At 70.9% G+C, this 19,081-nt stretch carries 18 protein-coding genes; 7 read left to right on the top strand and 11 right to left on the bottom strand.

The genetic code is table 11. The features are described from left to right. Positions 1–5: 5 nt before the first annotated feature. On the bottom strand, positions 6–671 hold the full coding sequence (locus V6V47_RS05950) for a GNAT family N-acetyltransferase (protein WP_334626944.1): 666 nt from the start codon (positions 669–671) through the stop codon (positions 6–8). 296 nt (positions 672–967) lie between these two features. On the opposite strand from V6V47_RS05950, the gene V6V47_RS05945 reads away from it, so the two are divergent. Both V6V47_RS05945 and V6V47_RS05940 read left to right on the top strand, forming a co-directional pair. After that, complete coding sequence (locus tag V6V47_RS05945) at positions 968–2,281, top strand: aminotransferase-like domain-containing protein (protein ID WP_334626943.1); 1,314 nt, start codon at positions 968–970, stop codon at positions 2,279–2,281. A gap of 7 nt (positions 2,282–2,288) precedes the next feature. After that, positions 2,289–3,293 carry a D-alanine--D-alanine ligase family protein gene (locus tag V6V47_RS05940; protein WP_334626942.1) on the top strand — a complete coding sequence of 335 codons (1,005 nt, stop codon included), beginning with the start codon at positions 2,289–2,291 and terminating at the stop codon, positions 3,291–3,293. An 85-nt stretch (positions 3,294–3,378) separates the two neighbouring features. Here the strand turns inward: V6V47_RS05940 and V6V47_RS32675 are convergent, their stop codons facing one another. From V6V47_RS32675 to rpmH, 9 genes are all read right to left on the bottom strand, one after another. Then, on the bottom strand, positions 3,379–4,392 hold the full coding sequence (locus V6V47_RS32675; protein WP_442934193.1) for a hypothetical protein: 1,014 nt from the start codon (positions 4,390–4,392) through the stop codon (positions 3,379–3,381). Positions 4,393–5,635: 1,243 nt separating this feature from the next. After that, positions 5,636–6,643, bottom strand: a complete 1,008-nt coding sequence (locus V6V47_RS05930; RefSeq protein ID WP_334626941.1) for a ParB/RepB/Spo0J family partition protein — start codon at positions 6,641–6,643, stop codon at positions 5,636–5,638. 31 nt (positions 6,644–6,674) lie between these two features. Continuing rightward, a complete protein-coding gene (locus tag V6V47_RS05925) occupies positions 6,675–7,646 on the bottom strand; it encodes a ParA family protein (protein WP_442934192.1) in 972 nt (323 codons plus the stop codon). Positions 7,647–8,241: 595 nt separating this feature from the next. Continuing rightward, positions 8,242–8,940: a 16S rRNA (guanine(527)-N(7))-methyltransferase RsmG gene (rsmG, locus tag V6V47_RS05920; RefSeq protein WP_334627078.1), complete on the bottom strand. Its 699-nt coding sequence runs from the start codon at positions 8,938–8,940 to the stop codon at positions 8,242–8,244. Between the two features lie 163 nt (positions 8,941–9,103). Continuing rightward, positions 9,104–9,712 (bottom strand): Jag family protein, encoded by a 609-nt coding sequence (locus tag V6V47_RS05915; protein WP_334626939.1) that lies wholly within the window; start codon positions 9,710–9,712, stop codon positions 9,104–9,106. Between the two features lie 211 nt (positions 9,713–9,923). Beyond that, positions 9,924–10,907 carry a membrane protein insertase YidC gene (yidC, locus tag V6V47_RS05910; RefSeq protein ID WP_334627077.1) on the bottom strand — a complete coding sequence of 328 codons (984 nt, stop codon included), beginning with the start codon at positions 10,905–10,907 and terminating at the stop codon, positions 9,924–9,926. Positions 10,908–10,909: 2 nt separating this feature from the next. Continuing rightward, positions 10,910–11,194, bottom strand: a complete 285-nt coding sequence (gene yidD, locus V6V47_RS05905; protein ID WP_334626938.1) for a membrane protein insertion efficiency factor YidD — start codon at positions 11,192–11,194, stop codon at positions 10,910–10,912. Next, on the bottom strand, positions 11,191–11,607 hold the full coding sequence (gene rnpA / locus V6V47_RS05900) for a ribonuclease P protein component (RefSeq protein ID WP_334626937.1): 417 nt from the start codon (positions 11,605–11,607) through the stop codon (positions 11,191–11,193). Before rnpA ends, yidD begins: the two co-directional genes overlap by 4 nt. A 34-nt stretch (positions 11,608–11,641) precedes the next feature. Then, positions 11,642–11,779, bottom strand: coding sequence for a 50S ribosomal protein L34 (rpmH, locus tag V6V47_RS05895; protein WP_007453904.1), 138 nt, complete (start codon positions 11,777–11,779; stop codon positions 11,642–11,644). 546 nt (positions 11,780–12,325) lie between these two features. Here rpmH and dnaA point away from each other — a divergent pair. The 5 genes from dnaA to V6V47_RS05870 all read left to right on the top strand — a co-directional run bounded on the left by dnaA (position 12,326) and on the right by V6V47_RS05870 (position 18,809). Continuing rightward, positions 12,326–14,227, top strand: a complete 1,902-nt coding sequence (gene dnaA / locus V6V47_RS05890) for a chromosomal replication initiator protein DnaA (RefSeq protein ID WP_442934187.1) — start codon at positions 12,326–12,328, stop codon at positions 14,225–14,227. A 788-nt stretch (positions 14,228–15,015) separates the two neighbouring features. Beyond that, a complete protein-coding gene (gene dnaN / locus V6V47_RS05885) occupies positions 15,016–16,149 on the top strand; it encodes a DNA polymerase III subunit beta (protein ID WP_334626935.1) in 1,134 nt (377 codons plus the stop codon). 39 nt (positions 16,150–16,188) lie between these two features. Continuing rightward, complete coding sequence (gnd, locus tag V6V47_RS05880; protein WP_334626934.1) at positions 16,189–17,061, top strand: phosphogluconate dehydrogenase (NAD(+)-dependent, decarboxylating); 873 nt, start codon at positions 16,189–16,191, stop codon at positions 17,059–17,061. A gap of 16 nt (positions 17,062–17,077) precedes the next feature. Then, positions 17,078–18,211, top strand: coding sequence for a DNA replication/repair protein RecF (gene recF, locus V6V47_RS05875; protein ID WP_334626933.1), 1,134 nt, complete (start codon positions 17,078–17,080; stop codon positions 18,209–18,211). Next, positions 18,201–18,809, top strand: a complete 609-nt coding sequence (locus V6V47_RS05870; RefSeq protein WP_334626932.1) for a DUF721 domain-containing protein — start codon at positions 18,201–18,203, stop codon at positions 18,807–18,809. The genes recF and V6V47_RS05870 overlap by 11 nt, the downstream gene beginning before the upstream one ends. Before the next feature lie 9 nt (positions 18,810–18,818). Here the strand turns inward: V6V47_RS05870 and V6V47_RS05865 are convergent, their stop codons facing one another. Then, positions 18,819–19,043, bottom strand: a complete 225-nt coding sequence (locus V6V47_RS05865; protein WP_334626931.1) for a hypothetical protein — start codon at positions 19,041–19,043, stop codon at positions 18,819–18,821. Positions 19,044–19,081 lie beyond the last annotated feature (38 nt).

Genomic DNA, 19,081 nt, shown 5'->3' with positions numbered 1-19,081 from the left:
GACCGTCAGCCGTTGGTGGAGCGGGTGGCCGGTGCCGGACGGACCGGGCGGAGCAGGGTCTCCGGGCTCATCGAGCCGAGCAGCTTCTCCAGCGCGTACTCGACGTCGGACTTCCAGCTCAGCGCGGTACGCAGCTCAAGCCGTAGTCGCGGGAACCGTGGATGCGGACGTACGGTCTTGAAGCCGACGGAGAGGAAGAAGTCGGCCGGTGCCACGCAACCGCCCGCCGGGTCGTCCGCGTCGCCGAACTTGGCGTCACCGAACGCCTCGATCGCCTTGATCCCTCGCTTGGTGAGGTCTCGGGCGACGCCCTGCACCAGCATCCGCCCCAACCCGCCGCCGGCGAACGAGGCGACCACGTTGGCGGTCATCAACAGCGCCGCGTCGGCGGAGACCGGCGAGGTGGGGAAGGCCATCGAGCGGGGCACGTAGGCGGGCGGGGCGTACATCACGAAGCCGGCCGGCATGCCGTCGACGTACGCGAGCTTGCCGCAGGAACCCCACTCCAGCAGCGTCTGGGAGACCCACGCCTCCTTCTCCAGGCCCGGATCCCCGGCGGCGCAGGCCCGGTCGGCGGAGACCGGATCAAGCTCCCAGTAGACGCACTGCCGGCACGGGCGAGGGAGGTCTTCCAGCGTGTCGAGGGTCAGGCTGACCAGACGTCGCGACATATGGCGCATCCCCACAATAGGCTCGGTGGTGAGGCCGGCACGGAACGACAGCGCCGCCTTCCTGCCCCCGACGAGCGATCGTACGCCGCCGATCGACGGTACGGGAGGGGACGCGCAGATACCTCCCCCCACCGGAGGACATCGAGGATGGTCCGGGATGTGGACGACCTGCTGCGGCAGGCCGAAACCCGGACTCCTGCGGACTAGGATCGACAACCGGTGTCCCCGCCGCCATGGTCGCTGGTGTCCGGGGTACCCGGGGCGGTAACCACCCGAGCAGCGATCGAGGTGAGGTCATGACCGGTACGACGCTCGACGACTACACCGACCGGTACGCCCGGCGGGTACGCGGGATGACCGCCTCCGAGATCCGAGCTTTGTTCGCGGTGGCCAGTCGTCCGGAGGTCGTCTCGCTCGCCGGCGGAGCACCGTACATCGCCGCCCTGCCACTCGACGCGGTCGGCGAGATGCTCGGCCGACTCGGTTCCGAGCACGGCGTCACGACCCTGCAGTACGGCATCGGTCAGGGCACCCTCGAGCTGCGTGAGCGCATCTGCGAGGTGATGGCGCTCTCCGGCATCGACGCCGCCTGCGGCGCGTCCCCGGAGGACGTCGTGGTCACCGTCGGCGGGCAGCAGGCGCTCGACCTGGTCGCCCGCCTCTTCCTCGACCCGGGTGACGTGGTGCTCGCCGAGGGTCCGACGTACGTCGGCGCACTCGGTGTTTTCCAGGCCGCCCAGGCGCAGGTGGTGCACGTCCCGATGGACGCCGACGGGCTGATCCCGGAGGCTCTGGAGACAGCCATCGCCGACCTGGCCAGGGCCGGCCGACGGGTGAAGTTCCTCTACACCATCCCCACGTACCAGAACCCGACCGGCGTGACCCTCAGCGAGGAGCGCCGCGAGCGGGTGCTCGACATCTGCGAGCGCGCCGGCCTGCTCGTGGTCGAGGACGACCCGTACGGCCAGTTGGGTTTCGAGGGCGAGGCGCCGGCGCCGTTACGGGCCCGCCGCCGGGACGGCGTCTTCTACCTCAGCACCTTCTCCAAGACCTTCGCCCCCGGCCTGCGGGTCGGCTGGATCCTGGCGCCGCACGCGGTCCGCGACAAGCTGGTCATCGCCAGCGAGGCGCAGATCCTCTGCCCCAGTGGTTACGCACAGGCCGCCGTGGCCACCTACCTGAGCACGATGCCGTGGCGCCAGCAGCTCAAGGTCTACCGCGAGGTCTACCGGGAACGCCGGGACGCGATGCTCGACGCCCTGGCCGACCTGATGCCTGAGGGCACCACCTGGACCACGCCGGCCGGCGGGCTCTTCGTCTGGGCCACCCTGCCGGCCGGGCTCGACTCGAAGGCCATGATGCCGCGCGCGGTCGCCGCCCGGGTCGCCTACGTGCCCGGCACGGGCTTCTACGCCGACGGCACCGGCACCGGCACCATGCGGCTGAACTTCAGCTTCCCGCCGCCGGAACGGATCCGGGAGGGCGTCCGCCGGCTGGCCGGCGTCATGGAGCAGGAGATCGCGATGCGCCGGGTCTTCGGCGCGGTGGGGGGCGCCGCCGGGCGACGTGGCCAGGCCGGTTCCGACGTGCCGGGTCCCGACTTGGCATGATGCCGGCATGGGTACGACCGCCACCGAGCAATTTCTCGTGACCGATTCCGCCGTCGCGGCCGACCTGCGCGTCGTGGTGCTCGCTGGCGGGCTCTCCTACGAGCGGGACGTGTCGCTGCGCTCGGGCCGGCGGGTCCTCGACGCGCTCCGTGCCGTCGGAGTGGATGCCGAGCTGCGGGACGCCGACGCGGCGCTGCTGCCCGCACTGACCGCCGACCCGCCGGACGCGGTGGTGATCGCACTGCACGGCGCAACCGGCGAGGACGGCTCGCTGCGCGGCGTACTGAACCTCTGCGGCATCCCGTACGTCGGTTGCGACGCCCGCGCCTCCCGGCTCGCCTGGGACAAGCCCTCGGCCAAGGCCGTACTCCGTGAAGCCGGCATCCCCACTCCCGACTGGGTGGCCTTGCCGCATGATCGGTTCTCGGAGCTGGGTGCGGTTGCCGTACTGGACCGCATCGCGGACCGGCTCGGCCTGCCCCTGATGGTCAAGCCCGCGCAGGGCGGGTCGGGGCTGGGCGCCGCGGTGGTCCGGGACGCCGCGTCCCTGCCAGCGGCGATGGTGGGTTGTTTCGCGTACGACTCGACGGCGCTGGTGGAGCGGTACGTGCCCGGCATGGACGTGGCGGTCTCCGTGGTCGACCTCGGTGACGGCCCGCAGGCGCTGCCGGCGGTGGAGATCGTGCCGCGCAACGGGGTCTACGACTACGCCGCCCGCTACACCGCCGGGCGGACCACCTGGCACGCCCCGGCACGGCTGGAGCCGGAGGTGGCCGCCACGGTGGCCGATGTGGCACTCGCCGCGCACACCGCGCTCGGCCTGCGCGACCTCTCGCGGGTCGACGTGATCGTGGACGCCACCGGTCAGCCGCACGTGCTGGAGGTCAACGTCTCGCCCGGCATGACGGAGACCTCGCTGCTACCGCTCGCCGTCCAGGCTGCCGGCTTGGACTTCGGCCGACTCCTCGGCACGCTGGTCACCCGGGCCGCGGCCCGCCGCACGCCTGCCTGATCTCACGCTGCTCTGTCAGCTCTCGGCCACGAGTTGGCGGCAGCGGCGCAGCGCGTGACACCGCCAACTCGTGTCCACATCTGCCTCAGCGGGTGGTGCGGACGTCGTTGGTCGTAGTGCCGCCACCCGGCCCGTCGTCACCGGGCCTGCCCGGGCCATCGGGCCGGCTTTCGTCACCGGGCCTGGTGTCCGCGCCATCAGGTCTGTCCGCGCCAGCGGGCCTGTCGCCACCAGCGGGCCTGTCATCGGAGCCGGGCCTGTCGTCGCCAGCGAGCCGCTTGGCAAAGCCTGGCCTGCCGTCGCCGCCGGGCCTGTCGCCACCAACGGGCCTGTCGCCACCAGCGGGCCTGTCATCGGAGCCGGGACTGGTTTCGGCACTGGGCCTGGTCTCGGCGCCGGGCCCGTTGTCGGCGCCAGTGGGTGGGGCGTCGGCCGTGGCAGCCGTGGAGGCACTGTGGCCCACGGCGGTGAGGTCTGGCTCCGGGCTGGAGCCGGAGGCTGATCGGGCACGGGGCTCGACCGCCGGCTCGATGGCGGTGGACGTATTTGCCGGATCCGCGGCGACGGCGTCGTCGTCCGCGGGGTCTGCTGCGGCACCCGGAGCGGTGTCGCTGTGCGCACGCAGATCGGAGTCGGTCGTCGGCTCCGGGATCTCCTCGGCGGCCTCGATGACCGAGACGGCCTCCTCCTCGGCGGCGGCGGCCGCGTGCGCCGCAGCCGACTGAGCCAGGAGGCTGGACGGCGCCTGCCACTGGATACGAGGCGGCTCGGCGAGCGGCCGGCCACCGAACTCGGCGAGCCAGGCGGCGACGAGCGCCAGATTCTCCCGCCACTGTGCCTCGGAGATCGGCGGCAGGATCGAGTCCCACAGCGACAGGAAGGTGCCCCGCAGTTGCAGTCGGCCGTACGGCCGGGCGAGGAACCACATGTGCAGGTGGGCGGAGCCGTCACCCCACCGGTTGACGTGCACTCGGGCGACGCCGTCCAGTGAGCGGATGGCCCGTTCCAGACGTACGGTCATCACGCCCAGCTCGGCGGCGAGCAGGTTCGGCAGGTCGCCCAGGTCGAGGTGGCTGCGGGATTCCAGGATGAGCACCATGGGCAGACCGGTGGGCCGGTCCATGGCGCGTACCCGCCACCGCTCTCCCACCCAGATGTAGGCGTCGTCGGGTGCGTTGCAGGCGGTGCATTCCCGGAGACCCTCGCCCTTCCGTGGCGGTTCGACCGGGACCGGATCTTCGAGTTGCTTCACGCGGAGGTCACCCTCGAAGGGAAACGAGGGCCACTGGGTGAAGTCCGGGACTGAGGGAGGGGTGTCGTGCACGACGCTGACCCTAACCGAGTCTGGCACCGCTGTCCCTACCTGGTTTACCTCCGTCCACGCCCGCTGGATCAACGTTGACCGTCGATCGATACGCCGATCAGTGATGCGCGATCGAGCGATATCCACAGGCTGCCGAGATCCTGAACACACCCCGTCATCCACAGGCTGGCACCCGCTCTCACGCGGCGTTTCACGTGAAACAGGGGGTGCCTGTGGACAACCGGTGTGGATAACTTTTCGAGCCCTGAGTCGTTCAGCGCAGCCTCGCTCGGACGCGTCGGGCGGTGGTCAGGCCGGCCTTGAGTCTCGGCGGTTGCCCTGGGCTCGAAAACGCGATCAACCATCTAGCCGGACTGCTCCACCGACGCGGTGGAACCCGCCGGATCAGCTCGGCTCGGCGGGACGGTGCAACTTCCACGGCGCTGTTTCCCCGTTGGGGCCGTAGGCAACAACAACCAGGATGGTGCGAGGAGATTTGGCCTGCACCCGGCGAGAAAGTCGGATGGCCGGAGCCCAGTCGGATCGATCGCAAGGAGATCGCGGGCACGGGCGGCCGAGGCGACGGAAAGAGCGTGGGTCACCGAGGCTGCGCGGGCGCGGGTCGCCGGCCGCACGTACTACATCAGGGCCGTACCAGCTTCGTCCGAGTGGCCCGTCAGGCAGAGCGTCGGCTCACACGCTACGGCGACGATCTAGTTCGCAGAATGCTCCTGCCCCACCCGTCAGTACCAGACTCACGTCGCGGGGCGGCAGCGAGCCTCTGAGCGGCGCGCGTGCGCCTGCTCCTCGACCCGGTGGAATGACCCCGCTTCTTGACCACTCGGCCGAGAGGGGGTGCGCTCGTTTCACGTGAAACAGATCCGGCTCGACCTGACCGCCAACCGCAGCTTGCCGGCTGTCGAGCCCGGGGGGCACGGACCCTCTGTTTCACGTGAAACCGGGGCCAGAGAACGCGGCCAGATACAGCTCGGCCGCGCACCCCGAGAGGTGCGCGGCCGCAGAGCGGAGTCGAGGCGGGTCAGCCTTCGGTCCCCTCCTGCTGCACTCCGATGATGCCGACGATCCGCTCCAGGTCGTCCACCGTCGCGAACTCGATCGTGATCTTGCCCTTGCTCCGGCCGATGTCGACCTTCACCCGGGTATCGAACCGGTCCGACAGTCGATCGGCGAGGTCGGTCAGGGCGGGTGCGTGCGGCTTCGGCCGCCGCTTCGCTGCCTGGCCCTTGGCCGGTCCGTCGTTCAGTGCCAGGGCCACGATCTCCTCGGTGGCGCGCACCGACAGACCCTCGGCCACGATCCGCAGTGCCAACTGCTCCTGGGCCTCGGCCTCGTCGAGGCTCAGGAGAGCGCGCGCGTGGCCCGCCGAGAGGATGCCCGCGGCGACTCGCCGCTGCACCTGCGCCGGGAGGTTGAGGAGCCGAATGGTGTTGGAGATCTGTGGCCGGCTACGACCGATCCGGCGAGCCAGCTCCTCATGAGTGGCACCAAACTCCTCCAGCAGCTGCTGGTACGCGGCTGCCTCCTCCAGCGGGTTCAGGTTGGCCCGGTGGATGTTCTCGAGGAGCGCATCACGGAGCATGGCGTCGTCGCGGGTGTCTCGGACGATCGCCGGAATGTTCTCCCGTCCCACCGCCTGAGCGGCCCGCCAGCGCCGCTCGCCCATCACGAGCTCGTACTTCTCGTCGTCGAGCTGTCGCACGACGATCGGCTGGAGGAAGCCGACCTCCTGGATGGAGGTCTTCAGCTCCTCCAGGGCCTCCTCGTCGAAGACCTGGCGGGGCTGCTTCGGATTCGGGATGATCGCGTCGACCGGGATCTCGGCGAACCGGGCCCCCGGCACCGGGCTGAGCGTCGACTCCGGCTCGACCGGTGCGTTGGCGGGCGCTGCCGCCGCCGTCTCGGCCACCTCGTTCGCGATGGGCCCGTTCGCGGACTCGGCCGGCACGGGGTCGGTGCTCGGCGCCGGCCCGGTCGGGATGAGGGCACCCAGGCCTCGCCCCAGACCGCCCCGAGGACGGTTCTTCATGCCAGGCCTCCCAGCCGCCAACTCGTCCGCACTACGCATTCCGGCCCACCGGCTCCTTGACGCCTCGCTCGGCAATTTCCTGGGCGGCCTCGAAATAACTCGTGGCACCCCGCGAACCGGGATCGTAGGTCATCACCGACTGGCCGTAGCTAGGCGCTTCGGAGACCCGGACGTTGCGGGGGATGACCGCCTGGAGAACCTTGTCGCCGAAGTGGTTCCGGACGTCCTGCTCGACGGCGTCCGCCAGCCGGGTACGGCGGTCGTACATCGTCAGCAGGATGGTGGAGACGTCGAGCCTGGGGTTGAGGTGCTGTCGTACCAGGTTGATGTTGTTGATCAGCTGGTTGAGCCCTTCCAGCGCGTAGTACTCGCACTGAATCGGGATCAGCACCTCCTGCGCGGCGACCAGCGCGTTGACCGTGAGCAGGCCGAGCGAGGGCGGGCAGTCGATGAAGACGTAGTCGAACTCTCCCGGGTAGGCGGCGATGGCCCGGTCGAGGCGCGACTCCCGCGCCACCACCGACACCAACTCGATCTCCGCGCCGGCGAGGTCGATCGTGGCGGGAACGCACCACAGGTTGGGGATGCCTTCGACCGCCTGTGCCACCTCGGCCAGCGGCACGCTGTTGATCAGGCAGTCGTAGACGTCTGGGATGCCGGTGTGGTGTGGGACGTTGAGCCCGGTCGAGGCGTTGCCCTGTGGGTCGAGGTCGACCACGAGCACCCGGTTGCCGTGCAGGGCCAGCGCCACTGCCAGGTTGACCGTGGTCGTGGTCTTACCCACGCCGCCCTTCTGGTTCGCGACGCACATGACCCGGGTCCGGTCCGGCCGAGGCATGCTCACCTCGCCACTGGGATTCAGGATCTGCACGGCGCGCATCGCCTCCATAGCCAACGGTGGGTCATCCTCTTCGCGCGTCGGGGTTTCACGTGAAACGTACGTGGGATCTGCCGCCACGGCGGCCAGCGACTCGGCCGACGCGACTGGCGCGGCGGCAACCATCGGAGCGGCGTCTCGAGCCATCGCCGCCGTGGGTTGGCTCGGGACTGCCGACTCGAACCGGACCGCCGCGGACGTGTTCCGCCGACCCGAGGCCACTCGCGTCTCGGCGGCGTTGACCGGTCGGGTCAGGCCGTCGGCCCCTCGCCGGGCGGCAGTCGACTCGACGGCCTCCGGCCCGGACGGTTCGTCACGTGCAACCGCCGGATCGTCGCCCGGCGGTCTGGTCGAGGGCCCGGGAACGCCGGGCGACCAACTGGGGTAGTCGGTTTCACGTGAAACCGGGTCGTTGGGTGAACCGGTCACGCGTGGATCGTCGTACCTGCTGTCGTCATGCACCTGTCATCCCTGCCCGCTTCGGATGGTCGGTCCGCGCCCCGGTCACCTTGGCCGCACCCGCGCTCGCAACCCGGAGCGTACGGCCCCTCGGGAGCGGTCGAAGACCCGCGACGTCCGCCGGCCGCTCCACACTATCGACGCGCGGATCAGCCTACGGCGGACGGGCGCAACCGGTCCACGTCGGGTTCTCATCCGCTCGTTCCATCCGCACCGGTACAACGAGGCAACCCACCAGCCGGACGCCCGATAGCGGGAAGCGTCAGCGGCGGCGTGAACGCCCGGCCCGGGATCGCTTGCTCGCCGCCGGTCGGGCCGGACCGACCATCCGCTCGCGGACGATCTCCACGACGGTGGTGGGCGGATCGATCACCCCGACGCCGCAGAGGTGCACTGCCGGCTGGCCGCCACCGAGTCGGGCCACGACCTCGGCGTGCTCGTCGACCTCCTCGGCCGCGGAGGCGCCCTTGAGGGCCAGGAGCCGACCGCCGCGCACCGTGAGAGGCAGACTCCAGGCCACCAGTCGGTCCAGCGGTGCGACCGCGCGGGAGGTGACCACGTCGCCGCTGATCGGGTCCCGGCCGGACGACCCGCTGGCCGCCTCGTCGGCCCGCCCGCGGAACACTCGCACCGACCTGGTCAGGCCGAGTCGTTCGACGACCTCGATCAGGAACGACGTCCGCCGGGCGAGCGGTTCGATCAGGGTGACGGTCAGGTCCGGGCGCGCGATGGCCAGGACGAGACCGGGCAGGCCGGCACCGGAGCCGACGTCGAGCACGGTGGCGTCCGCCGGGATTCGCTCGGCCACCGCGGCGCAGTTGAGCAGGTGCCGGTCCCAGATCCGGGGCGCCTCCCGTGGGCCGATCAGACCGCGGACGACCCCGTCGGTGGCGAGCAGCTCGGCGTACGCGGCGGCCACGTCGAGTCGGTCGCCGAAGAGGCTCGCGGCGGCCGGTGCCAGCTCGGCCGGGAGAGCCGCGTCGGCCGGGGACGGGGTACGGCGTTCCGCGTCGTCTCGCGTCGCCTCGGTGTCTGCATGTTCGGCCCGGGCAACGGACGGCCCGGGCGGCGTGCCGCCCGGGCCGGTCACGGCGTCAGCCGTGGTGTCGTCGTCGGTCACCCGGTCAGTCCGCCGGCCGGACGATGATGCGCCGATTGGGCTCGACGCCCTCGGACTCGCTCTCCACGCCGGACATGGCGTTGACCACGTCGTGCACGCACTTGCGCTCGAAGGCGGACATCGGCTCCAGCCGGACCGCCTCGCCGTGCTCCTTGACCTTCTCGACGGCGTTCTTGGCGACCGCGGCGAGCTCCTTGCGGCGGTTGGCCCGGTAGCCGCCGACGTCGAGCAGCAGGCGGCTCGGCGACCCGGTCTGCCGGAAGATGGCGAGCCGCGTCAGCTCCTGGAGCGCCTCCAGGGTGGCCCCGCGCTGCCCGACCAGGTTCTGCAGTCGGGCACCAACCACCTCGACCATCGGCCGGCCGCCCGTGACCAACTCGTCGATGTCGCCGTCGTAGTCGAGGATGTCGAGCAGCCCCTCCACGTAGTCGGCCGCGATCTCACTCTGCCGGAACAGGTCGCCCTCGCCGGGGGTCTTCTTCTCCCGGGTGCCGGCGGTGGGCTCGGTGTCGTCGTCGTCGGCCTCGGTGTCGGTGTCGCCGTCCACCGCGAGCGGCGCGGTCTCCTCCTCGTCCAGGGACTGCTCGGCGCGGGGGATGCTGGTCTCGGTCACGGTCTCATCTCCGTACTCGCTCGGCCGGACCGTCGGGTCCGTTGATTTCCCGGGGCCGGCGGGAGGTCGCCGGTGCCCACGGGCACGTCTGTACGGGCAGTGTCGCCCGTGGCCGCGTCAGGCGCGGTCGGTTCCGTCCGGCGCCGGCCGTACGGCGGCTGCTCGGTGCGGAACGGGCCGCCGCCGGTTGCCCGGCGACGGCCCGGATAGGTCAGCCCTGCCGCTTGGCCGGACGGCTCTTCTTCGGGTTCATCGGCTTCGCGCCCGGCTTTGGCGCGGCCACCTTCGGCTCAGCGGCCTTGACCGGCACCTGCGGTGCGGACTTGCCGCGCCCGAACAGACCGCCGGACTTGGCGGGCTGGACCGGGTTGCGGGTGGCCGCGGTGGTGGTCTTGGTGGCGTTCACCGGCGGGGGGAACTTCCGCAGCACCCACTGCTGCTGGCCGAGGGTGAAGAGGTTGTTGGTGACCCAGTAGATGATCACGCCGATGGGGAAGATCGAGCCGGAGATCAACAGCGACAGCGGGATGCCGTAGAGCATCAGGCGCTGGATCATCCGCTGCTGCGGGTCCTCGGCCCAGCCGGTCTTGAGGATCATCTGCCGGCTGGTCAGGTAGGTGGTGGCCATCATCAGCAGAACCAGGACACCAGCGATGATTTTGACCGTGGTGCCGTTGGCGCCGAGGCGGGACAGCTCGTCGGCCGTCGAGCCGAACTTGCCGGCGATCGGGGCCGTGAAGAGCTTCGCCTGCGAGGCGCTCTCGAACTGGCTGACCAGCCAGCCGTACTTCGCTTTGCCCTGGTTGGCAGGGTCCAGCCGCTTCAGCACGTGGAACAGACCGAGGAAGACCGGGATCTGAAGGAACATCGGAAGGCAGCCCATGAGCGGGTTGGCCTTTTCCTTCCGGTAGAGCTCCATCATTTCTTTCTGGAGCGTCTCCCGGTCACCCTTGTGCTTCTCCTGAAGCTCCTTGACCTTGGGCTGGAGCGCCTGCATCGCCCGCTGCGACTTGATCTGCTTGACGAAGACGGGGAACAGGATCACCCGGACGGTGACCACCAGGAAGACGATGGACAGGATCCAGGCGAAGTTCGTGCCGATCACCGCGCCGACGGGCACTCCGATGGCGTCCCAGGCAGAGTGCCAGGTCAGCAGGATCCACGAAATCGCGAAGTAGATCCAGTCGAGACTCAGACTCAATTCGGGGCTCCAGTCACATCAGCACGGCGGCGGCCGCCCGGCTCCGGTACCGGGTCATGTCCACCAGGGTGAAAGGGGTGGCAGCGCAACAGCCGCCGGACCGCCAGCATGGCTCCCCGGAGCGCGCCGTGCCGGGCTACCGCCTCCTGGGCGTACGCACTGCACGACGGGTAGAACCGACAGCGGGCCGGCAGTGCCGGACTTATCCACCGACGGTACGCGATGATGGGCGCGATCAGCACCTTGGCACCGGTTGTCGTCGGGCGCGGGGCGCTGCTCATCGGGACCGCCTCCCTCGCGGCGACTGAGCCACGGCGATCGCCGCGTCCAGGTCGGCGGCGAGACGGGGGTACGAGGCCTCAGCCGTCGCGGGCAGCGCCCGGACGACCAAGGTGCTGCCGTCGGGCAGGGCGGCCAGCCGCTCCCGGACCAGCGCCCGCAGTCGACGCCGGACCTTGTTGCGGACCACCGCGTTGCCGACAGCCTTGGAGACGACGAAACCGGCGCGGGTCGGTGCGGAGGAGTCCTCCGCACCGGTGGCCCGCGCCGGTTCCGGCGAGGTCGGCGTGCTGGTGTCGGGAGTCGCTGGCACGGTCAGGTGGACCACGACGGCGCCTCGGCCGGCCCGTCGGCCACCGCGGACCGCTGCGGCGAAGTCAGTGCTGCGCCGCAGTCGCTGTGCGGCCGTCAGCACGATTGCCCACGCCCCCCGGACCGGCCCGGTCGGCTCAGGCCGACAGGGTGGTGCGACCCTTGGCGCGGCGGCTCGAAAGGATGGCACGGCCGGCACGGGTGCGCATGCGCAGCCGGAAGCCGTGGGTCTTCGCGCGCCGGCGGTTGTTCGGCTGGTAGGTGCGCTTGCTCACGTCAGGCTCTCCGTTTTCGTACGCGCCCCGCGCGACGGGATCGCCGGGGTCGTGGGGTGGTCCAGGCCACCTCGGCGGTGGCCCCCGATCAGTGCTGCCCGGCGGAGCGGGACCTCGTTGAGGCGGGGATGCGACCGCAGGCAGCAAGCACCCATCACCCTAGCAGAGGACGAGAGAGCAGCCGCTCCAGCCTACGCAGGGGGGCAATGACCGTCAAACACCCCGCGATGGCGGACATCGGGACGCGCCCGGGACCGAAGGGGCGCTTTTCGCTGATGCCGACAACGAGCCCGCCGCGTCGCCGGTTGATGGCGCAGGGACAACGCTGTTACCGTGCCCGATTGCGGTGAGCATCTCCAAGCTCCGGTCGTCGCACGAGGGGCAAGACCGGACAAGGCAGTGAATCGTTCGGCACGGTGAACCCGCTTCAGCGCCCGATCAGGCAGGGGGCAGGTCCCACCCGAGTCCGGCGGACGGCCACAATCGGTCGGTACACAGGCTGTGGATAACTTGTGGACGACCACTGGCCAGCCGGCTGAGTGGGTGATGTTCCACCCGCGAACGCGGCGGGCCCGGGACGGCCGGCTGGCACACAGCGGCGGCCGGGAGCAGAGGCGAGGGGGTGGCACGACGGTGGCCGGTACGACCGACCTTGCCGCGGTGTGGTTGGCGGCGACCGACGAGCTCGCCGACGAGATCATTTCCGCACAGCAGCGCGCCTATCTCCGACTGACCCGGCTACGCGCGATCGTCGAGGACACCGCCCTGCTCTCCGTCCCGGACGCGTTCACCCGGGACGTGATCGAGTCCCGGCTGCGCCCGGCGATCACCGAGGCGCTCACCCGACGACTCGGCCGGCCGATCCAGGTGGCGGTCACGGTGCGGGTGGCCGAGGACGCGTCGGGCCGACCGGCCGGCACCGTCTACCGGAGCGCCCCGGAGCCCGGGCCTGCCGAGGACGTGCCCGCCAGGCTCCTCGACGACGACCTGACCGGGCGACCGTCGTCCGAAGCGATGATCCCCGAGCAGACGCACGCGACGCGGGCACCGGAGCAGGGCCCGCCGCCGGCACCCACCGGCCCGCCCCTCGCGCCGCCCCTCGACGGCCACCGGTCCGGGCTCATCCCCGCCAGCCGGGACGGGCAGGAGGCGCTCTTCAGCACCGCGTTCGCGGAGCCGCTGCGTCCGGGGCCGGACCGGCGCGGCTTCGACGAGCAGGCCGCCCGCCTGAACGAGCCGGGCCCGGACACCCGGCCCTACGAGCCCCGCTACCGGGAAGACGTGGCGTCGCCGCGCGACCAGCACGTGATCCGTGCGCTACCTCGGGACAACGGGACCGACAGCGGCCCGGGTCGCAGTGGCGTGGATCACCGAGCGGGCGGACGCGACGACCGCCGGCTGCCCGGTGCCGACACCGGCGGCAACCGACTCAACCCCAAGTACATGTTCGAGACATTCGTCATCGGCTCGTCGAACCGGTTCGCGCACGCGGCGAGCGTGGCGGTGGCGGAGTCGCCGGCGAAGGCGTACAACCCGCTGTTCATCTACGGCCACTCCGGGCTGGGCAAGACCCACCTGCTGCACGCCATCGGGCACTACGCCACGACGCTCGGCAACGCCCGGTCGGTGCGGTACGTCTCGACCGAGGAATTCACCAACGACTTCATCAACTCGCTCCGGGACGACAAGACCAGCGCGTTCCAGCGGCGCTACCGCGACGTCGACATCCTGCTGATCGACGACATCCAGTTCCTGGAGAACCGCGAGCGCACCCAGGAGGAGTTCTTCCACACCTTCAACACCCTGCACAACGCCAACAAGCAGATCGTGATCACCTCCGACCGGTCGCCGCGCCAGCTCGCCACCCTGGAGGACCGGATGCGCACCCGGTTCGAGTGGGGGCTGCTGGCCGACATCCAGCCGCCGGACCTGGAGACGCGGATCGCGATCCTGCAGAAGAAGGCGGCGCAGGAGCGGATGTACGCCCCGCCGGACGTGTTGGAGTTCATCGCCTCCCGGGTGTCGAACTCGATCCGGGAACTGGAGGGCGCGCTGATCCGGGTGACGGCGTTCGCGAGCCTTACCCGGTCGACCGTCGAGCTGTCGCTGGCGGAGGAGGTGCTCCGGGACTTCATGCCCGACGGCGCCGGGCCGGAGATCAACGCGGACCAGATCATGGCGTCGACCGCTGACTACTTCGGGGTGAGCCTGGAGGACCTTCGCGGCCAGTCGCGCTCGCGGGTGCTGGTGAACGCCCGTCAGGTGGCCATGTATCTCTGCCGGGAGCTGACCGAGTTGTCGCTGCCCCGGATCGGCCAGGCATTCGGGGGCCGGGACCACACCACGGTGATGCACGCCGACCGTAAGATCCGCCAGCAGATGGCCGAGCGGCGCTCGCTCTACAACCAGATCGCCGAGCTGACCAACCGGATCAAGCAGAACACCTGAGGCGTACGCGGACCGCCGCGAACGGCACGCGTACCCGGGACACGCCCGGCCGGATCCCCGGTCGGGCGTTGTTTTTTGTCTCCTGCGGGCTCGCTGGCTTGACCCTCGACATGGTTTAGGCCACAGCATCGACGCCGTGTCCGCTTCGCTGCCCACTCGTTGTCCACACCTCGTTGTCCACCGGCGGTGGATAACTACGGTCCGCTCCTCGATGGTTACCCACAGGTTGTGGACAAACCCTGTGTACGACGCTGTGGACGCCTGGGGACAACGACACGGTTATCCCCAGACGTCGATCGACCTGTGCACGACCTGTTGAAGGTTCTGGGGATGACGGCAATGGTGATCTTCCCCGTCATCCACAGGCATGGGGAGAAAGTCGGTGGATTACCGGTGGACAACCGGTGGACAACGGTGGACAACCGGCGGTCTCGGCCGGGCTGTGGACGAACAAGGCACTTGTACCCCCGGTTCTCCACAGCCAAATCACCGGTGGATAACCTGTCTGAGCTGCGCGAACTCGAGTTCTCCACAGTTTGCACAGGTGCGATGAAGACGATGAGTTATCTCTTCTAAGAGAACAAAAACCAATCATCACCGTTGGGCTTTCTGTGGATCGGGCCGAACGCTGCCGAACCAACCCGTCAGCACCGACACGTTCCATGGGGTCGGGCGCACAGCCGATGCCCCCGCGCCCTAAGGTGCGATGGGTACCCGCACGGTCGGGCGGGACGGTAGGCAGCGGTCGGCATGAGAGAGTTGTCGCTGACGTCGACGCGGAGGCATTGATGAAGTTCCGAGTGGAGCGCGACGCGCTCGCCGAGGCCGTGGCGTGGACCGCGAAGAGCCTGCCCAGCCGGCCATCCGTCCCGGTGCTCGCTGGCGTGATGCTCCGCGTCACCGACGGCAACCTGCGGGTGTCCGGGTTCGACTACGAGGTCTCCAGCCAGGTCACCGTCGAGGTGCAGGGTGACGCCGACGGCGCCGCGCTGGTCTCCGGCCGCCTGCTCGCCGAGATCACCAAGGCGCTGCCGGCCAAGCCGGTGGACATCGCCGCGGTCGGCGCCCACCTCGAGCTGGTCTGTGGCAGCGCCCGGTTCACCCTGCCCACCATGCCGGTGGAGGATTACCCCGCGCTGCCCGAGATGCCGCAGAGCGCCGGCACTGTCGACGCCGCGGCGTTCGCCACCGCCGTCGCCCAGGTGGCCATCGCCGCCGGCCGCGACGAGACGCTGCCGATGATGACCGGCGTCCGTGTCGAGCTCGCCGGCAGCACCCTGTCCATGCTGGCCACCGACCGCTACCGGCTGGCGCTGCGCGAGATCCAGTGGCGGCCGGACGACCCCGAGGTGAGCTTCAACGCCCTGGTGCCGGCCCGCACCCTGAACGACACCGCCAAGGCGCTCGGCCCGCTGGGCGGCGAGGTCACCCTCGCCCTCGCGCAGGGTGCCGCGGGTGAGGGCATGGTCGGCCTTGCCGGCGGCACCCGGCGCACCACCAGCCGACTGCTCGACGGGGCCAACTACCCGCCGGTGCGGTCGCTCTTCCCGGCCAGCCACAACGCCGAGGCCCGGGTGCCGGTCAGCACCCTGATCGAGGTGGTCAAGCGGGTCGCGCTGGTCGCCGAGCGCACCACGCCGGTGCTACTCAGCTTCAGCGCCGACGGGCTGGTGGTCGAGGCCGGTGGCTCCGAGGAGGCCCGGGCCAGCGAGGCGATGGAGGCCACGTTCACCGGCGACGCGCTGACCATCGGCTTCAACCCGCAGTACCTCATCGATGGCCTGGCCAACCTGGGCGCGCAGACCGCTGTGCTCTCGTTCGTCGACGCCTTCAAGCCCGCGGTGATTTCGCCCGCCGGCCCGGATGGCGAGGTCGTCCCGGGGTACCGGTACCTCATCATGCCGATCCGCGTGTCTCGCTGATCGCGCCCAGCAACACCAGATCCACGGAGGTAGGAACACATGCAGCTCGGCCTTGTAGGACTCGGCCGGATGGGCGGCAACATGCGGGAGCGGTTGCGCGCCGCCGGCCACGAGGTGGTCGGTTTCGACCACAACGCGCAGCTGAGTGACGTCGCAACCCTCGCTGGGCTCGCCGAGAAGCTCGAGTCACCGCGGGCGGTCTGGGTCATGGTGCCCGCCGGCGTCACCGACGCCACCATCGACGAGCTCGCCGCGGTGCTCGGCGAGGGCGACATCATCATCGACGGCGGCAACTCGCGGTTCAGCGACGACGCCCCGCGGGCCGAGCGGCTGCACGAGCGCGGCATCGGCTACCTGGACGTCGGCGTCTCCGGTGGTGTCTGGGGCCGGCAGAACGGCTACGCGCTGATGGTCGGCGGGGCCCAGGAGCACGTCGACCGGCTCATGCCGATCTTCGACGCGCTCAAGCCGGAGGGCGAGTTCGGCTTCGTGCACGCCGGGCCGGTCGGCGCCGGGCACTACTCCAAGATGGTGCACAACGGCATCGAGTACGGCCTGATGCACGCCTACGCCGAGGGCTACGAGCTGCTGGCCGCGTCCGAGCTGGTGACCAACGTGCCGGGCGTGTTCAAGTCCTGGCGGGAGGGCACCGTGGTCCGCTCCTGGCTGCTCGACCTGCTGGACCGGGCGCTCGACGAGGACCCGGAGCTGGCCGAGCTGAGCGGTTACACCGAGGACACCGGCGAGGGCCGGTGGACGGTCGACGAGGCGGTCCGGCTGGCCGTGCCGTTGAACGTCATCACCGCCTCGCTGTTCGCCCGGTTCAACTCCCGGCAGGACGACTCGCCCGCCATGAAGGCCGTCGCCGCGCTGCGCCAGCAGTTCGGTGGCCACGCCGTCCACAAGCGCTGAGCGGTATCCACAACCTGTGTACGTCCACCGGCTGGAACTGATCGACTTTCGCTCGTACGAGCGGGTCGCCGTCGATCTCCAGCCGGGGGCGAACGTCCTGATCGGCGCCAACGGCGTCGGCAAGACCAACCTCGTCGAGGCGCTGGGCTACGTGGCGACCCTGGATTCGCACCGGGTCGCCACGGACGCCCCCCTGGTCCGGATGGGCGCCGGCTCGGCGGTGATCCGTTGTGCGGTGACCCACGACGGTCGGGAGCTCCTGGTCGAGCTGGAGATCGTGCCCGGCAAGGCCAACCGGGCCCGGCTGGGCCGTTCACCGGCGCGACGGGCCCGGGACGTGCTCGGCGCCCTGCGGCTGGTGCTCTTTGCGCCGGAGGACCTGGAGCTGGTCCGGGGTGACCCGTCCGAGCGCCGCCGCTACCTGGACGACCTGCTGGTCAACCGGCAGCCCCGGTACGCCGGTGTGCGGGCCGACTACGAGCGGGTGGTCAAGCAGCGCAACGCCCTTCTACGGACCGCGTACCTGGCCCGCAAGACCGGCGGATCCCGGGGCGGCGACCTCGGCACCCTCGCCGTCTGGGACACCCACCTGGCCCGGCACGGCGCGGAGCTGCTCGCCGGTCGGCTGGAGCTGGTGGCCGCGTTGACTCCGCACGTGGCGAAGGCGTACGACGCGGTGGCGGCCGGCCGGGGCGCGGCGGGGATCGTCTACCGGCCCTCGATCGAATTGGCCGAGCCGACCACGGACCGGGCCGCGTTGGCCGACGCGCTGACCACCGCTCTCGCCGAGTCGCGCTCCGCCGAGATCGACCGTGGCACCACCCTGGTCGGCCCGCACCGCGACGAGCTGGCGCTGTCCCTCGGCCCGCTGCCCGCGAAGGGGTACGCGAGCCACGGCGAGTCGTGGTCGTTCGCGCTCGCGCTGCGACTGGCCGGGTACGACCTGCTGCGCGCCGACGGGATCGAGCCGGTGCTGGTGCTCGACGACGTGTTCGCCGAGCTGGACACGGGCCGCCGGGAACGGCTGGCGGAGTTGGTCGGTGGGGCGAGCCAGCTGCTGGTCACCTGCGCGGTGGACGACGACGTGCCGGCGGCTCTGCGCGGCGCGCGCTACCAGGTGGGCGAGGGGACGGTACGCCGTGTCGAATGAGCAACGAAGCGATCGGCCAGACCCGGCCGCGCGTACCCCGGGAACGGCCACCCCGGCGAGCGGCGACGGGAAGGCGGAGGCCGCCACCGGCCCGGAGCTGGCTCGGGCGGTGCTCGACGCGGCGCTGTCCCGGCGCCAGGCGGCGGCCCGCACCCGGCGTACCCCCGGGGGTGGCGGGAATGGCGACGGTGCCGGCGGCTCGGGGCGGCGGCTGCGTGGCTACTCGGGCCCGGGACCGGACCCGCGCGACCCGCAGCCGCTCGGCGCGGTGCTGAACCGGCTCATGAAGGCACGGGGGTGGCAGCAGCCGGCGGCTGAGGCGACGGTGTTCGGCGCCTGGGAGCGGGTGGTCGGTGCGGAGGTCGCCCAGCACAGCCGGCCGGTCAAGCTGGAGAACGGCGAGCTGACCGTTGAGGCCCGCTCGACCGCCTGGGCGACGCAGCTGCGGCTGCTCGCCGGGTCGCTGCTCCAGCAGATCGGCCGCGAGGTCGGTCACAACGTGGTGCGTAAGCTGCACATCCACGGCCCGGCCGCGCCGTCGTGGTCGAAGGGGCCACGTCGGGTGCGCGGCCGTGGCCCACGGGACACCTACGGCTGAGCGGCGGGCTCAACTCGGCCGGCCGGTCCCCCGGGTGGCCCGCTTCCGTTCGCGCTGTTCCTGGCTGTAGCGCTTGCGCTCGGCCAGGTCGCGCTTCCACAGCTCGCGGGCCATGGTCGAGCCGCCCTGCACCGCTCCCTGGACGTCGGCCGGGCCGGCCAGGTGCCGGTAGGCCCAACGCATGAATCGGCCGCCCTCGCCCGGGGCCCTGGTGGCCGCGTCGTCGTCGCTCATCTCTGCCGCCCTTCCCTGCACGCCGTCGCTCTACCCGC

It is taken from the genome of Micromonospora sp. CPCC 205539 (assembly GCF_036906815.1).
Classification (GTDB): Bacteria; Actinomycetota; Actinomycetes; order Mycobacteriales; family Micromonosporaceae; genus Micromonospora.
This window is presented reverse-complemented; position numbering and strand designations above follow the sequence as displayed.